This window comes from Cohnella sp. GbtcB17, assembly GCF_019091135.1.
In the GTDB taxonomy this organism is placed as follows: Bacteria; Bacillota; Bacilli; order Paenibacillales; family Paenibacillaceae; genus Cohnella.
Genome location: NZ_JAGXJW010000064.1, coordinates 31,987 through 45,375 on the forward strand (window position 1 = coordinate 31,987; position 13,389 = coordinate 45,375).

A 13,389-nucleotide genomic window follows, 5' to 3' on the forward strand; every position below is an offset into this window, starting at 1 on the left:
TTGAGCGGATCATCACGATCGAAGATGCGGCGGAGCTGCAGATTACGGACATCGCGAACCTCGTCTCGCTGGAGACGCGGAACGCGAATACGGAGGGCAAGGGACGAATCGGCATGCGCGACCTCATCCGCGCCTCGCTGCGAATGCGGCCGGATCGGATCATCGTCGGCGAGGTGCGCGGCGAAGAGGCGCTCGATATGCTCACGGCGATGAACACTGGGCATGAAGGCTCTCTGTCCACCGGTCATGCCAATACGGCCCGCGACATGCTGTCGAGGCTGGAGACGATGGTGCTTGGGGGCTCGGAGCTGCCGGTATCCGTCGTGCGGCGGCAGCTTGCCTCGGCGCTGGACATCGTCGTGCACCTGAGCCGATTAAGGGACGGCAGCCGGCGCGTCGTCGAGATCTGCGAGGTCGCTGGCATCAAGGACGGGGATGTGGAGCTGAATCCGCTCTTCCTGCGCGAAGTGGAGGACGAGACCGGAGGGCATGCTCTTCGGCGGACGGGCGAGCTCACGGATGTTCGCAAACTGCGCGGCTGGACGGATGAAGATTCGGAGGAGATGACATGAGCATGACGGATTACCGCGTATATACGCTCGGTCGCGCCGAGCGTATCTATGCGATGGCAGGGGGCGCCTGCATCGGCTTCGCAGCCGTGTGGCTGCTGTACCGCCAGCCCCTGATCGCGCTGCTTGCGACGCCTTGCGGCTGGTACGGACCGAGGCTGGTCGCGGGACATTTGCGGCGGCGCAGGCAGGAGCGGCTGCGCCTTCACTTCAAGGACATGCTCCAGACGCTGTCGTCGCTGCTGTCCGCCGGCCGCTCCGTCGAGACCGCGTTCGGCGCGCTCGAAGCGGACATGGCGATGCTGATCGGCGATCCCGACGCGCCGCTGCTGCGGGAGATTCGCGCGGTGACGAACCGGCTTCGCAACGGCGAACCGCTGGAGCTGTCGTTAAGCGATCTCGCCGTTCGCAGCGGCGTCGAGGAGATCGGGAACTTCGCCGAGGCGTTTCGCATCTGCAAGCGATCGGGCGGCGATCTCGTCGAAGTAATGCGGCGCACGTCGGGCTTGATCGCCGAGAAGCTCGAGGTCGAGCTGGAGGTCGGCGTCCTGATCGCCCAGAAAAAGTTCGAGTCCAGGCTCATGATGGTCATGCCGTTCGGCTTCGTCGGTCTGCTCGGCTTTTTCGCCGGCGATTATATGCAGCCGCTGTACCGGGGCGGAGGCTTGCTCGTGTTAACTTTGTGCCTGGCGGCATTGGCAGGCGTATGCGCGTGGATGATGCGCATTATGGACATCCGGCTATGATGCGATTCGCGCTCGGCGTCATTGTCTTGGGACTGGTCGCCGCATACGGAACGCTGGTCGCTCAAGCATGGCGGCGCCGCGCCTGGAGCAAGCCCCGGCACCTTTTGTTCGATCCGATGCGCGTTCTGATCGCGAGCGGGCGGCTTTGGGGACGAATCGCCCCGAAGCTGCATCGCGAACAGGCTGCGCTGTCCGCCTTGTCGGGCGGGCGCGACGTGACCGCGCTGCTGCAGCGGCATGCTGCCGAATGCGTCGCCTATGCGTATGCGGCGCTGCTCGCCGGCGCTATGTTAGGCTGGCTCGCCGGTCGGCCCGCGCTGCTCGGTCTGGGCGCGCTGCTGTCCGCGCTGCTGCCGCTGATGAAGCGAAAGGAACTGTACGGCAAGCTGGACGAGCGCAGGCACGAGATCGTTATGGAGCTGCCCGAGATGCTGAGCCGGCTGCTGCTCTTGGTTAACGCAGGCGAAAACGTGCTCCGGGCGCTCGAGCGCTGCCTTGAAAGGCCAGCAGGCGCGCGGGCGAAGGCGGGGCATCCGCTATACGCGGAACTCGAGGCTGCGGTGACGGCGGTGAAGCGAGGCGAGTCCTTCGTCTTCGCCTGGGAGGAATTCGGCCGCCGATGTGCCGTGCCCGAGGCGAGGCTGTTCGCCACGACGCTGCTCATGAACGCAAGGCGCGGCGGCGACACGTTCGTGACCGCGCTGCGGGAGCTGTCCCGCACGTTGTGGGAGAAGCGCAAGGCCGCGGCCAAAACACTTGGCGAACGCGCATCCTCCAGATTGGCGTTTCCGCTCGCCGTCATATTTCTCATCATTCTCGTGCTCGTAGGGACGCCTTCGATTTTGCTGATGGCAACTGAATAATTTCATTTTTAAACAGGAGGTTTCATTCATGAACATTCACATTCGCCGTCTTTCCTTCAGGCTCGGTATGTATGCGCGCGGCAAGTTGAACGCTTTCTGGAGGAACGAGGAGGGGCTCGGCACGCTCGAGATCGTGTTGATCGCGGCGGTGATCATCGCCATCGCCATCCTGTTCAGAGACTGGATTTTGGATTTTCTGGATCGGCTGTTCGGCAAGGTCGAGGACAAGTCGGACTCGTTTTTCGGCTAATGGGGACCGCTGGCTTCATCCGCCGTCATGGCGCCGTTCTCTCGATTTGCCGACGGCTGCGGGGCGGAGGCGCTTCCTTTTGGGGAAAGACATCGGGGTCTTATTCGCTAGAGGCGAGCATGCTCATGCCGACACTGTTGGTCGTCACGTTTTTGCTTGTGTTTTACGCATTGTTTACCGCGCAGAACGCGATCGTTCATTACAAATCCGCCGTCGCTGCGGAAAGGACGGCTTTTAACTGGAGCCACGCGGACAGCGACTTCGCGACAGGCGCATACGAGGACGGCCGGTACGAAGGGCTGTACTGGCGGCTGACCGATGACGCGCTGCTGCAAGGGCTGTTCGGATGGGGGTCAGGCGAGGCGGGAGACGAGACCAGAGATACGCTGGGTTTCCCGGGAGCGGCGGACCCCGGCGATCGGCTGACGCTTCGCAAGCTGCAACCGGCCGCCGAAGCGCTCGCGGGAAGCTGGCGGGGCAGCGTCGGCTACGCGCGCGGCGGGGTGCGGCGGGAGATCGAAGTGTCGGCCGCGGATCCGGCTGAGCTTAGACCGCTGGTTCTGCTGCGAGGTTCGGCTGCCGCCTCGTCCGAAGCGGCGACCCCGGTCACGGAGCCTGCGGAGTGGATGCGTACATTCGATCTTGTCCGCTATTATACGGCCAAGGCGAAGCAGGAGGGGAGCGGCGCCGACGCGTATCTCGGGAAAGCAGGCTCGCTATTGGGGAGGAAGGCGAATGCGCAGTGGCAATGATGCCCATCAACGCGCCAGCCGTCTAAATCGCTCGCGCCGGTTCTGGCGGTCGTCATCGGGAGCGGTCTCCATATACATGGCGGCGGTTATGGCCGCCATGATCTTTCTGACGGGGACGCTGATCGATTTCGGCCGCATTGCGGCGTTTCGTCAACAGGCGGAGCTGTCGATCAAAGCCGGGGCCAGGGGCGTATTATCGGCGTACGATCCGGTGCTGTACGAACGCTACGGCCTGTTCGCGGTCGGAGGCGGCGCTCCCGAAGCGCTGCTGTCCGAGGTGCTCGAAGGGCATCGCGATCCCGAAGACGCCGAAGCGCTCCGGCTGCTGGATACGGCATGGCGCGACGGCGAGGTCGTCGAGAGCCGGCCGCTCGGCACCCATGCCGTGTTTAAGCGGCAGGTGTTGGAGGAGATGAAATACAAGGCGCCGATCGACCTGACGCTGGACTTGGCTTCGCGGTTCAAGGGTCTGCCGGCTTTGATGAAGGAAGCGCGGAAAACGTCCGATTTGCTCGAAGAGATGCGCCGAGCCTATGAATTGCGCGAAGCTGCCCTGGACCGCGCGCTGGCACGCCAGATCGAAGCGGGAGATGCGATGATTGAGGCCTTTAAAGGGATCGTTCCGCGGCCTCCGGAGCCGATGACGGGCGGCAGATCCGCGGGCGACGTTCAAGATGTCGCGGATGCGGCGCTTATGTATGGCGATTACACGGCAAAGCGAGCGGAAGATGCAACGCGAGCCGAGGCTTGGCGGCAGTACGAAGCGGAAAGATTGCGCCGGGAGGCGGAAGAGAAGCCGACCGGGGTCTCGCCGTCGCCGGGGTCCAAGCCTTCTCCGTCGCCTTCGCCTACGCCACCTCCGCCCGAAGGGCCGCGTTACGCAGCGCTGCTCGCCGCTTACGAGCGCGGGGCGGTCAAGCTTGCAGGGCTGCTCGCAAGCAAGTCTGAACAAGCGTTTTCCGCGCTTGAAAAATCGCTGGATGCGGCATTGAAGGCGCTCGAGGAAGCCGAGGCGGCGAACCGGGAGATGGAACGAATCGCGGCCGACGCCGGGAGTGCTGCCGATCCGCCGGCCGAATGGCCGGCGGAGGCGGGGGAGGGCAGCTTCACCGGCGCCGAGGCGGGCTCGCTGCAAGAGCTTCGACGCACGGCCTCGGACCTGATCCTTCCCGACGATTACTGGGGCGGGTACAGGGCGGAGCTGGATGGCATCCGCAGCGCAGGCTTCGGCCTGCGGGACGGTGCGGCTTCGATGGCTGTCTCGTTGAAAGCTGCCCCGGGCTCTTCCGGCTTGGACGGCGCGCTGCGGGACGGAGCGGAGCGTCTTCAATCGCTGCTGTCCGGCTTCGCGGACGAGCACGGAGACTCGGGCCGCGTGACGGCCGGCCGCCGCGAAGCGCTGAAGTCGGAAAGGGCGGGCGAGGAGGAGCGGCGTTCGCTGGACAAGCAGTCGCGTACTGCCTGGTCTGGCGCAGCCGCCTTTTTGGCCTCGCTCGCAGGCGTGCGATCGTCGCCGGAGCAGAAGCAAGCGTTCGAACGGCTGGATTGGCTGTACCGGCGGAATTTAACCTGGAACGAAGGTCAGGAGGACGCGGCCGCGACCGCGACGCGCCTGCCCACAGACGCGGCAGAAGGACGCCAGGCGGCGTTCGCGTCCGCGGACGGATGGCTGGAGGCGCTTGGAGATGGCGTAACGGGGATGCGCGACGCCGTCTATTTCGCGGAGTATTCCTATTCCCGCTTCACGACGGCGGAGCCTTCTGAAGTGCGTTCGCTGCTGGACGGGGGCGGCGAAGGTCTGCTGATGCCAAGCGAGCAGGAAAACGAGTACGTATTGTACGGTCTGCGCAATCCGGCGGCGAACATCGCGGCGGCTTACGGCGAACTGTTCGCGCTGCGGCTTGCCATCCGCACGATGGAAGGGCTGATCGAATGCCGCTCTTACGGGCATCCGCTGGTCGTGCTTGCGGCAGCCGCGCTTTACGGCATTACCGAAGCGCTGAAGGATGTTCAAGGCTTGCTGGACCGGGGCGTCATTCCGCTATCCAAATACGCGAAAATCGATACTTACTATAAGGATTACATCCGGCTTTTTTTGCTGCTGCACGGGAGTTCGGACGGACAAACGGCCCGCAGGCTTGCATTGATCGAAAACAAGCTCGATGTCGATCTCCAGCAGGCTTATACATACGTAAGCGCGCGAGGCGCAGCCTCGGTGCGGTTATGGTTTTTGCCGGGCGCCGCGAAGCTGATAGGAAAGAGCGTATCCTGGCAGGGGACGGTGAAGGGGAATCGGTATGAGGCGGCTTTTTCGGCGGATAGCGCTTATCAGTAAGAAACGGACGGTCAGCGAAGGGAGCTTGACCCTTGAAGCCGCATTGACGATGCCAACGGTCATGATCTGCATTCTCTTTTTGATCTACTTGATTCATGCCTCGATTGCCGCCATGGCGCTGCAGGGCGCTTTGTCCCAAACGGCAAGGCAGACGGCATCGGTATGGTACCCCTTATCCGAAGGCTTGGCGGCAGCGGGAGAAGCGTCGGGTGTGGGTGCGGAAGCTTATGCGGATTGGAAGGATAAGCTGGCAGGGCCCCAGGAGACGGTGGGCAAGCTTGCGCCGTATTTGCCCAAACCGCTGTCCGACTGGGCCGAACGCTTTGCGTCGGGCGGCTGGTATCCGGACGCGCTTCTGGCGAAGGAGGCGCTGGAGCCCCGCGTTGCCGACAGGCTAAGCAAGTCGATGCTGCCAGCTTCGCGAATGAAGCTGGTAGGCGTTGAATTGCCGGATTCGCGGGATCCTTCCAAAGCTTATTTGACGCTCGAAGCGGAATACAGGCTGCCGTTTTCGTTTCCTTGGTCAGGTCGGCCGCTTATTCTGAGGTCCTCCGTTAGGGAGCGCGTCTGGACAGGGGGCGAGCGTCTTGCCGCCGCAGCTCCTGAAGCGGACGGCGAGGCTGGCTCGCTGGCGTTCGTTTCGCTAGAGCCTTCGCCCGTTCAGCGCGGTCGCAGGGTGACTTTGGTTTTGCGGGCGAATCCGGGCGCTGCGGTCGATCTTAAGGTCGTTTACAAGAGCGGCTTAAGCCAGGCCAGATATTTGGGCGCAGCGACGGCCGACGCGACGGGGCGCGTCTCCTGGACCTGGCTCGTCTCAGGCAATACGACGCCCGGCGAGTGGGTTTGGGAGGCATCGTACAGCGGCGGCAGCCTCCAACAGACGTTCGAGGTGCAATCCAAGTCTGCCTGAAGAGGAGGTTAGCCGTGAATACGATCGAGGGGTTCGCGACTGCGGCGCTGCTGCTCTTCGCTTGCTGGAGCGATATCAGGCGAATGGAAATATCCAATAGGTTGTGCGCGGCCTTCGCAGCCGGCGGTTTCCTCTTTCAAATAACCGTGTACGGTCCCGGGCGCTTCTGGTGGACGATCGGCGGGCTTGCGGCTGGAGCGATTCCGTTGTGGCTGCTATATGCCGCCCGGGGGCTTGGCGCGGGGGACGTTAAATGGTTTGCCGCATACGGCGTTTGGGCCGGCGCGGCCGCGGCGCTGGAGCTGGCCGTTTTTTCGCTGCTGTTCGCCGGAGGGATCGCCGCGCTGCTGCTCCTGTTGAAGCTGCCGCCCGTTCGTGTCTGGGCACTTCGATTCGCGTGGCCGTGGGGACCGCATCCGGTTCGCGCGGGCAAAGGCGCGAAGTTTCCTTTTATGCTGGCCGTCGCGCCGGCCTATGCCTTGCTGGCGTTCGCGGGCGGATAGCGGCGCAGCGTATCTGGAGGCGAACGAGTACGATAAGGAGGGAGATCATGAACAGACTGAATACGAGATTCGAGCAGCGGCGCGGGCTTTGGATGATCCTCGAACAGGCGCCGTCGCCATGGCGGATGGACGAACTGGACGCTGTTCAGGCGGGCATGCTGCAGGCTTGCGAGGTGCCCGGGCTGCTGCCGTTGGCCGTTGAAGAAACGGACGGCCGGATCGCGCTGCGCTATCGGTTGGCGGGCAGCAAAATGCTGAGCCAGATGCTGCGGACCGAACGCTGGACGATGACCGACGCGATGGCCGCTTTGTGCAAGCTGGCCGAAACGGCTGAACAATGCCATGACCATATGCTGGATTTTAAGCGGCTGCTGTTGAAGGACGAATATATTTTTGTCGGGAGCGGCTGGCATGATTTGCGTTTTGCGTATTTGCCGCTCGCTGCCGACGAAAAGGTCGACGACGAGACGGGGCTCGAGCGTCTGATCGTCAGATGGGTCATGCGTGCGGAACACCCGGACGGGCCGGCTTTGCAGCAGCTGCTTGAAATGACGGCTTCAGAAGAGTTCGCGCCTTCGACTTTGCGCACATACGCTCGCCAATATTTGTGCGAGCGCGCAGAAGAGCGCGCCGGAAACATGAGCCAAGCAGCGGATCGGTATAAGGGAGCGTCGGAACGGGTCGAGACGGGCTCGGAGCCTCATGGGGCGCAATCGGACAACAAAGCAGGGGCGGGGGCGAATGGCGTTTTGCCGCTGCCGGAGCGGCCCGGTTCGCCGCTGTCTTATTCGCCGGTGCGGATGGAGAGGAAGTCGGACGATGCATCCTGGCATCGCCGGGACCTATTCGAGCGCGAGCGCGGCGAACGCATCGCTGCAGCCGGAGACGCTGAGGATGCAACTGCCGGTAATGGCGCGATTAACGGCGCGATTCCCGGTGGCATGAGCGCCGCCAGGTGGCGGACATGGCTTGTATCGCTGTCCGTTGTCGCGGCGGGCATCGTCTGGAAAATCGTTTATGCGGAAGCCCCGGCCATACGCGGGCTCGTTTTGTCCTTGGGCGCAACGGCGGCTTGCGCAGGTTTGTGCTTGTTTTTGTGGAACGGATGGCCGCGGAAGGAGCGGCCGGAAAGGGATCGGGAGTTTGAGGCCATCTCGGCTTCCGGCGTACCGGAGTCGAATCGGTTTTCATCTCTCCCGTCATGGCCGGAACCCGAAGCAGCAGCTGCGCCCTGCGCGCCGGATGCTCCGTCGTTCGGAAGATTCGAATCTTATCCGGATAATTCCGGGAACGCTCTGGAGATGTCCGAACGGGATATTCGCGATCATCCCCATACGGAATGGCTGTCGGCGAGGCGAGAAGCTACGGAGCTGCTGGCTTCGCCGCAGGCGGCAGGCACCTCCGCAGAGTGCTATCTGGAGTGGGAGTCCGCGGAACGGCCGTGCAAAATTCCGTTAAAAGCCGAGTCGCTCGTCATCGGCCGTTCGCGGGATGCGGCTCAGCATGTCGACGAGTCGGGAGGCATGTCCAGAGCGCATCTGGAACTGCTGCGCCGGCAAGGACGCTGGCTGGCCAAAGATTTGGGCTCCCGCAACGGAAGCTGGCTGAACGGAAGTCCGATGGCGCCTTACGAAGCTTATCCGCTCGAGGCGGGCGATTGCCTCCAGATGGCCGGATCGATCTACCGGTTCCATGCGCCAAGCGAGCCGCTTCGGGCATAACGCGTCAACGGCGATTCTTCAAGTCTCGCAGGGCGCCTTCGAGCTTCGGATACCGGAAGACGTACCCGTTCGCCAGCGCCTTGCGGGGAATCGCGAACTGACCGGTCAGCAGCAGCGCGGACATCTCGCCGAGCGCGGTCCGGATCGCCCAGGCCGGCGCGTGAAGCCAATAGGGTCTTCCCAACACCTTCGCCAACGTCCGACCGAAGGCATCGTTATCGACCGAATCCGGTGCGACCGCGTTGAGGGGACCGGAGATCGCTTCGTTATCGAGACTGAGCAGGATCAGCCCTATGATATCGTCGATATGGATCCAGGGCATACCTTGACGGCCGGAACCGAGCCTTCCTCCGGCGAACAGTCTCGTCGGCAGGCTGAGCAGCGGATAAGAGCCGCCGCCGTTGCCCAGCGCAAGACCGATACGCAGCTTGACGATGCGGTCGATTGGAATGCGGTCGACCGCCGCCTCCCACTTTACGATCGTTTCGCTCAAAAAATCTTCGGGACGCGGAGGGGCGTTCTCGTCGAAGGGCATCGGATAACGGCCGTCGGCCGATTCCGAATGGCCGTACAGCGAGATCGCGGAAGCGTTTACGAGCACGGAAGGCGGATTCGGCATTCGCGCGACCGCATCCGCGATGTGTTCGGCCGCCTGGATGCGGGAGGATAGGATGAGCGCTTTGGATTCGGGCGTCCATCTGCGACCGATCGTCGCTCCGCTCAGATTGACGATCGCGTCGACGGGACCAGTCAGCCCGGGATCGGCCAGCCACGATTCCCAAGTCGCATAAAGCAAGCCTGCGGCTGGCGCCGCAGGCTTGCTCCGGGTTATGATCCATACTTCGTCTCCGCGGGCGGAAAGGGCTTCGGCCAAGGCGGAGCCGATAAATCCGGTTCCGCCGCACAGCAGTGCGCGCATGGGATCACCTCATCGGAATGACATGAATTATTGCTTGTCGATCGAGGTGATGACGTACTGCTCGATCGTCTCGCCGTCGCCTTTGATCTCATTGATCTTGTACTTGAATTTGACCTTTGCGCCGTCGTCCCAATCGGACAGCTTGTCCGAGATCGCGTCGTCGATCTGGTACGCGCGTACGCCCTCGGGACTCTCGATCTCGATCGAGTGATTGTCGATTTGTCCGTTGTACGTGCCGGACGACTCTTTCTCTTCGACCGCTTCCGAAGGAGCAGCGGAAGGCGACGCTTCGGGCGAAGGGGACGCGCTGGCGTCCGGCTGCGCCGATGGAGAGGCTTCAGGCGACGATGCGGGGGACGCAGAAGCGGTTAGGCTAGGCGAGGGGGAAGCGTCGCTTCCGTCCTTGTCGTTGCTGCAGGCCGTGCCCATGAGCAGCATGGCCAGAACGGCGACGGCCCAGGCCGAGTTTTTGCCGTACCGATTCAGTTGATTGAACATACCAAGACCACCTCCGAACGATCGTGCGGCCGCCCTGTCCGGACGAGCCGCTCCTTAAGTTAGACGACGGGAGGTGCCAAAGGTTTCGTTTTTTCCGAATGCAGCAGATGGGCGTACGGCGAATAATCGATGCCGTTGCTGTCCAAAAAGTTGATCAAAAAGGCGTGGTCGCGCTTAGGCGTCGCCATAATATAGCCTTTAATGCAGTGCTCCTCCGTCACTTTTCCTTCGCCGCTCTCGACGGCGAGCTGGCCGATCTGCGCGGCGATCGAATGCTTCGCGATATCGCGAAAAGCGTTAGGCACCGGCGACACGAGCTTGTCCAGCATGGCCTTCGACTCGTCGTTCCAAAGCGGCCGGCTGAGCTCGACCCAATGGTTCTGCCAGTCGAGCTTGGACTTGCCGTCGGCCTTCGGCAGCACCTTCAGGAACTTGCGAAACATGAAAAAGCCGCCGATGCTCATGAACACGACCAGCACGACGCCCCAAAACGCGATAAAGTACATAAACCAATCGGGACTGGATTTCATTTTTGCATTCACCTCGCTTTCGAAATTATATCGCATTTCTACCAGTCTGTCCCGCGAAAGAGAAAAGCCGTCATTGGATTTTCGCACAAATCCCGCAGCCTCGATCGCCATCGTTCCGGGTGGAAATGGCCTTTTTAAGCGGGTTTTCTCCAGGCCTGCTTACCGCTTCCGGGAGACACGGTCTTCTAGATTTATTTTGAGGTTCGCGCTACAATAGACTTTGATTTGAAGGGACGGGCCCGGCAGCAGAGGGCGCCGCATACGGAGGGGAGTAAAGCCATGCTGAAGATCGGTTCCCACGTGTCTTTTTCGGACAAGGGATTGCTGACGGCGACGGACGAAGCCAAGTCCTACGGCTCCAGCTCATTCATGATTTATACGGGAGCGCCGCAGAATACGAGGCGCAAGCCTATCGAGAGCCTGTTCATTCCCGAGGGAAAAGAGGCGATGACGGCTGCGGGAATCGGCGAGATCGTCGTCCATGCGCCGTACATTGTCAACCTCGGTTCTTATAAGGAAGACACGTTCGAGCTGGCCGTCAACTTCCTGCAGGAGGAGGTCCGTCGGACCGACGCGATCGGCGTCAACAACATCGTGCTCCATCCGGGCGCATACACGGATAAGGACGCGGAGTACGGCATTGCCCGGATCGCGGAAGGGCTCAACGAGGTGCTGAACGCGACCAAGCACACGAACGTGAACATCGCCTTGGAGACGATGGCCGGCAAAGGCACCGAGATCGGCCGCAGCTTTGAAGAGCTCGCCGGCATTATCGAAAAAGTGCGCGACAACGACCGGATTACGATCTGTCTCGATACATGCCACGTTCACGACGCGGGCTACGATATCGTGGACGATCTGGACGGCGTGCTGAAGTCGTTCGACAGCGTCGTCGGACTCGACCGCATCGCCGTCGTCCACTTGAACGACAGCAAAAACCCGCGCGGCGCGGGCAAGGACCGTCATACGCCTATCGGCTCCGGCTGGATCGGCTACGAGGCGATCAACAATGTCGTCAGCCATCCTGCGCTGGCCGGCAAGCCGTTTATTCTCGAGACGCCGTGGATCGGCAAAAACGCCAGCAAGGAGCGTCCGATGTACGAAGCCGAGATCGCGCTGCTGCGCGGCGACGTCGACCTTCGCTTCGGAGGCGAATTCCTTGAGGACGTGGAGCGTCTGCATCATTTCTTCGGCAAGCAGGACATCGACCACCGTTCGTTCGTGCTGAACACCTGGGAGCTGCTGAAGTCCGACGCGAAGGCGCGCAAGGCGGATCCGCGCGAGCCGCTGGAGCGTCTGTACGACCTCGCGATGGAGCATCGCGTGCTGTCGGGCGACTACAGCGAAGAGGCGGTCAATCAGCGCCTGACGGCCTATCTCGCCGGCCGGGAATGGCTCGCCAAGGTATAAGGCAACGCCGGCGAGACACAGTAATACAGATATTAAAGAGAAGCGATCGTATAGAGAGGCAGAGGAACCCGTCATGACCCAGAACGTCTACCAACACCAGGACAGCAAGGGCCGCGAGGAGAACGCGAACCGCGCCCGCATGCTGATCTCCTGTCCCGACCGGCCGGGAATCGTCGCCGCCGTCTCGCAATTTCTTTACGAGAAAGGCGCCAACATTTTGCAGTCGGACCAATACACGACCGATCCGGCGAGCGGCATGTTCTTCATGCGGATTGCCTTCGATCTTGCCGGTCTCGAGCAGAATCTGCCGGCGCTGCAAGAGGACTTCACGCGTATCGCCGACCGGTTCGAGATGCGCTGGAGCGTCTATCGCGCAGTGCGCCGCAAACGCCTCGCCATCTTCGTCTCCCGCGAAGACCACTGTCTGCTCGAGCTGCTCTGGCAGTGGCAGGCGGGGGACCTCGACGCCGAGATCAGCATGGTCGTCAGCAACCATGACGACATGCGGGGGCTTGTCGAGTCGTTGGGCATTCCGTTCCACCATATTCCGGTGACGCCCGAGACCAAAGCCGAAGCTGAGCGGCGCCAGCTGGAGCTGACCGCAGGCAAGGTCGATCTGGTTATTCTAGCCAGATACATGCAGATTATTACGCCGAAGTTCATCGAGCACTTCACGAACCGGATTATCAATATCCATCACTCCTTCCTGCCGGCGTTCGTCGGCGGCAAGCCGTACCACCAGGCCTACGACCGCGGGGTCAAGCTGATCGGCGCGACGGCGCACTACGTGACCGCCGAGCTGGACGCGGGTCCGATCATCGAGCAGGATGTGCAGCGCGTCAGCCACCGCAACAATGTGGACGAGCTGAAGCGCATGGGACGCCACATCGAGCGGATCGTGCTCGCCCGCGCGGTGAAGTGGCATATCGAAGACCGCCTGGTCGTCTACCAGAACAAGACGGTCGCGTTTATCTAAAAACAGAGCTCGGCTCGCAACCGATGAAAACGGCAATCGCAGGTCCGCATCGCGCGAGATGCGGACTTGCGCATGTGGAAAACATGCACTTGTCCGTACAAGCTCTGTGGAAAACAGGCAACCCTCGTGTTACAATAGGCAAGGCCGAACTACGGCAATTTAACGAATTAACACATAATAACTAAGCCATACAGCATAGAGGAGGTCGTTACCAAAATGACAGCAAACGCAAAAACGATCGAGCAGCTTTCCGTTACGACGATCCGTACGCTGGCGATCGACGCGATCGAGAAGGCGAAGTCCGGACACCCCGGCATGCCGATGGGCGCGGCGCCGATGGGATATCAGCTGTTCGCCAAGACGATGAAGCACAATCCTTCCCAGCCGAGCTGGATCGGCCGCGACCG

The 13,389-nt window shown here is 61.9% G+C and carries 15 protein-coding genes; 12 read left to right on the forward strand and 3 right to left on the reverse strand.

What is annotated here, in order from left to right:
• The 9 genes from KVT38_RS35010 to KVT38_RS27615 all read left to right on the forward strand — a co-directional run.
• A partial coding sequence (locus tag KVT38_RS35010) for a TadA family conjugal transfer-associated ATPase (RefSeq protein ID WP_254639606.1) occupies nt 1-572 on the forward strand: 572 nt, incomplete at its 5' end.
• Nucleotides 569-1,315, forward strand: a complete 747-nt coding sequence (locus tag KVT38_RS27580) for a type II secretion system F family protein (RefSeq protein WP_217596968.1) — start codon at nt 569-571, stop codon at nt 1,313-1,315. The genes KVT38_RS35010 and KVT38_RS27580, both read left to right, overlap by 4 nt.
• Nucleotides 1,282-2,178, forward strand: a complete 897-nt coding sequence (locus KVT38_RS35640; protein WP_217596969.1) for a type II secretion system F family protein — start codon at nt 1,282-1,284, stop codon at nt 2,176-2,178. The genes KVT38_RS27580 and KVT38_RS35640 overlap by 34 nt, the downstream gene beginning before the upstream one ends.
• A gap of 28 nt (nt 2,179-2,206) precedes the next feature.
• On the forward strand, nt 2,207-2,428 hold the full coding sequence (locus tag KVT38_RS27590) for a Flp1 family type IVb pilin (RefSeq protein WP_254639607.1): 222 nt from the start codon (nt 2,207-2,209) through the stop codon (nt 2,426-2,428).
• 125 nt (nt 2,429-2,553) lie between these two features.
• Nucleotides 2,554-3,180 (forward strand): hypothetical protein, encoded by a 627-nt coding sequence (locus KVT38_RS27595; protein WP_217596970.1) that lies wholly within the window; start codon nt 2,554-2,556, stop codon nt 3,178-3,180.
• Nucleotides 3,164-5,515, forward strand: coding sequence for a hypothetical protein (locus KVT38_RS27600; RefSeq protein ID WP_217596971.1), 2,352 nt, complete (start codon nt 3,164-3,166; stop codon nt 5,513-5,515). The genes KVT38_RS27595 and KVT38_RS27600 overlap by 17 nt, the downstream gene beginning before the upstream one ends.
• Nucleotides 5,516-5,540: 25 nt before the next feature.
• Complete coding sequence (locus KVT38_RS27605) at nt 5,541-6,425, forward strand: hypothetical protein (protein ID WP_217596972.1); 885 nt, start codon at nt 5,541-5,543, stop codon at nt 6,423-6,425.
• A gap of 14 nt (nt 6,426-6,439) precedes the next feature.
• Nucleotides 6,440-6,928, forward strand: coding sequence for an A24 family peptidase (locus KVT38_RS27610; protein ID WP_217596973.1), 489 nt, complete (start codon nt 6,440-6,442; stop codon nt 6,926-6,928).
• Nucleotides 6,929-6,975: 47 nt separating this feature from the next.
• Entirely contained in the window at nt 6,976-8,649 is a 1,674-nt protein-coding gene (locus KVT38_RS27615) for a DUF6382 domain-containing protein (protein ID WP_217596974.1), read from the forward strand.
• Between the two features lie 4 nt (nt 8,650-8,653).
• On the opposite strand, the gene KVT38_RS27620 is transcribed toward KVT38_RS27615, so the two are convergent.
• From KVT38_RS27620 to KVT38_RS27630, 3 genes are read right to left on the reverse strand one after another with little or no spacing between them, the layout of a single operon-like run.
• Nucleotides 8,654-9,568, reverse strand: coding sequence for a TIGR01777 family oxidoreductase (locus KVT38_RS27620; protein ID WP_217596975.1), 915 nt, complete (start codon nt 9,566-9,568; stop codon nt 8,654-8,656).
• A gap of 27 nt (nt 9,569-9,595) precedes the next feature.
• Complete coding sequence (locus tag KVT38_RS27625; protein ID WP_217596976.1) at nt 9,596-10,066, reverse strand: hypothetical protein; 471 nt, start codon at nt 10,064-10,066, stop codon at nt 9,596-9,598.
• Nucleotides 10,067-10,125: 59 nt separating this feature from the next.
• On the reverse strand, nt 10,126-10,596 hold the full coding sequence (locus KVT38_RS27630) for a DUF2621 domain-containing protein (protein ID WP_217596977.1): 471 nt from the start codon (nt 10,594-10,596) through the stop codon (nt 10,126-10,128).
• Nucleotides 10,597-10,875: 279 nt separating this feature from the next.
• Between KVT38_RS27630 and KVT38_RS27635 the strand changes: the two genes are divergently transcribed.
• The 3 genes from KVT38_RS27635 to KVT38_RS27645 form a co-directional block, all read left to right on the forward strand.
• Nucleotides 10,876-12,006, forward strand: coding sequence for a deoxyribonuclease IV (locus tag KVT38_RS27635; protein ID WP_217596978.1), 1,131 nt, complete (start codon nt 10,876-10,878; stop codon nt 12,004-12,006).
• A gap of 73 nt (nt 12,007-12,079) precedes the next feature.
• Entirely contained in the window at nt 12,080-12,982 is a 903-nt protein-coding gene (purU, locus tag KVT38_RS27640; RefSeq protein WP_217596979.1) for a formyltetrahydrofolate deformylase, read from the forward strand.
• A gap of 216 nt (nt 12,983-13,198) precedes the next feature.
• Nucleotides 13,199-13,389 (forward strand): hypothetical protein (locus KVT38_RS27645; RefSeq protein WP_217596980.1); only part of this gene is annotated, 191 nt, incomplete at its 3' end.

Coding starts and splice junctions, on each gene's coding strand:
- KVT38_RS27615 (WP_217596974.1), top strand. CDS start 6,976: ATGAACAGACTGAATACGAGATTCGAGCAGCGGCGCGGGCTTTGGATG.
- KVT38_RS27635 (WP_217596978.1), top strand. CDS start 10,876: ATGCTGAAGATCGGTTCCCACGTGTCTTTTTCGGACAAGGGATTGCTG.
- KVT38_RS27595 (WP_217596970.1), top strand. CDS start 2,554: ATGCCGACACTGTTGGTCGTCACGTTTTTGCTTGTGTTTTACGCATTG.
- KVT38_RS27580 (WP_217596968.1), top strand. CDS start 569: ATGAGCATGACGGATTACCGCGTATATACGCTCGGTCGCGCCGAGCGT.
- KVT38_RS27600 (WP_217596971.1), top strand. CDS start 3,164: ATGCGCAGTGGCAATGATGCCCATCAACGCGCCAGCCGTCTAAATCGC.
- purU (WP_217596979.1), top strand. CDS start 12,080: ATGACCCAGAACGTCTACCAACACCAGGACAGCAAGGGCCGCGAGGAG.
- KVT38_RS27620 (WP_217596975.1), bottom strand. CDS start 9,568: ATGCGCGCACTGCTGTGCGGCGGAACCGGATTTATCGGCTCCGCCTTG.
- KVT38_RS27590 (WP_254639607.1), top strand. CDS start 2,207: ATGAACATTCACATTCGCCGTCTTTCCTTCAGGCTCGGTATGTATGCG.
- KVT38_RS27630 (WP_217596977.1), bottom strand. CDS start 10,596: ATGAAATCCAGTCCCGATTGGTTTATGTACTTTATCGCGTTTTGGGGC.
- KVT38_RS27625 (WP_217596976.1), bottom strand. CDS start 10,066: ATGTTCAATCAACTGAATCGGTACGGCAAAAACTCGGCCTGGGCCGTC.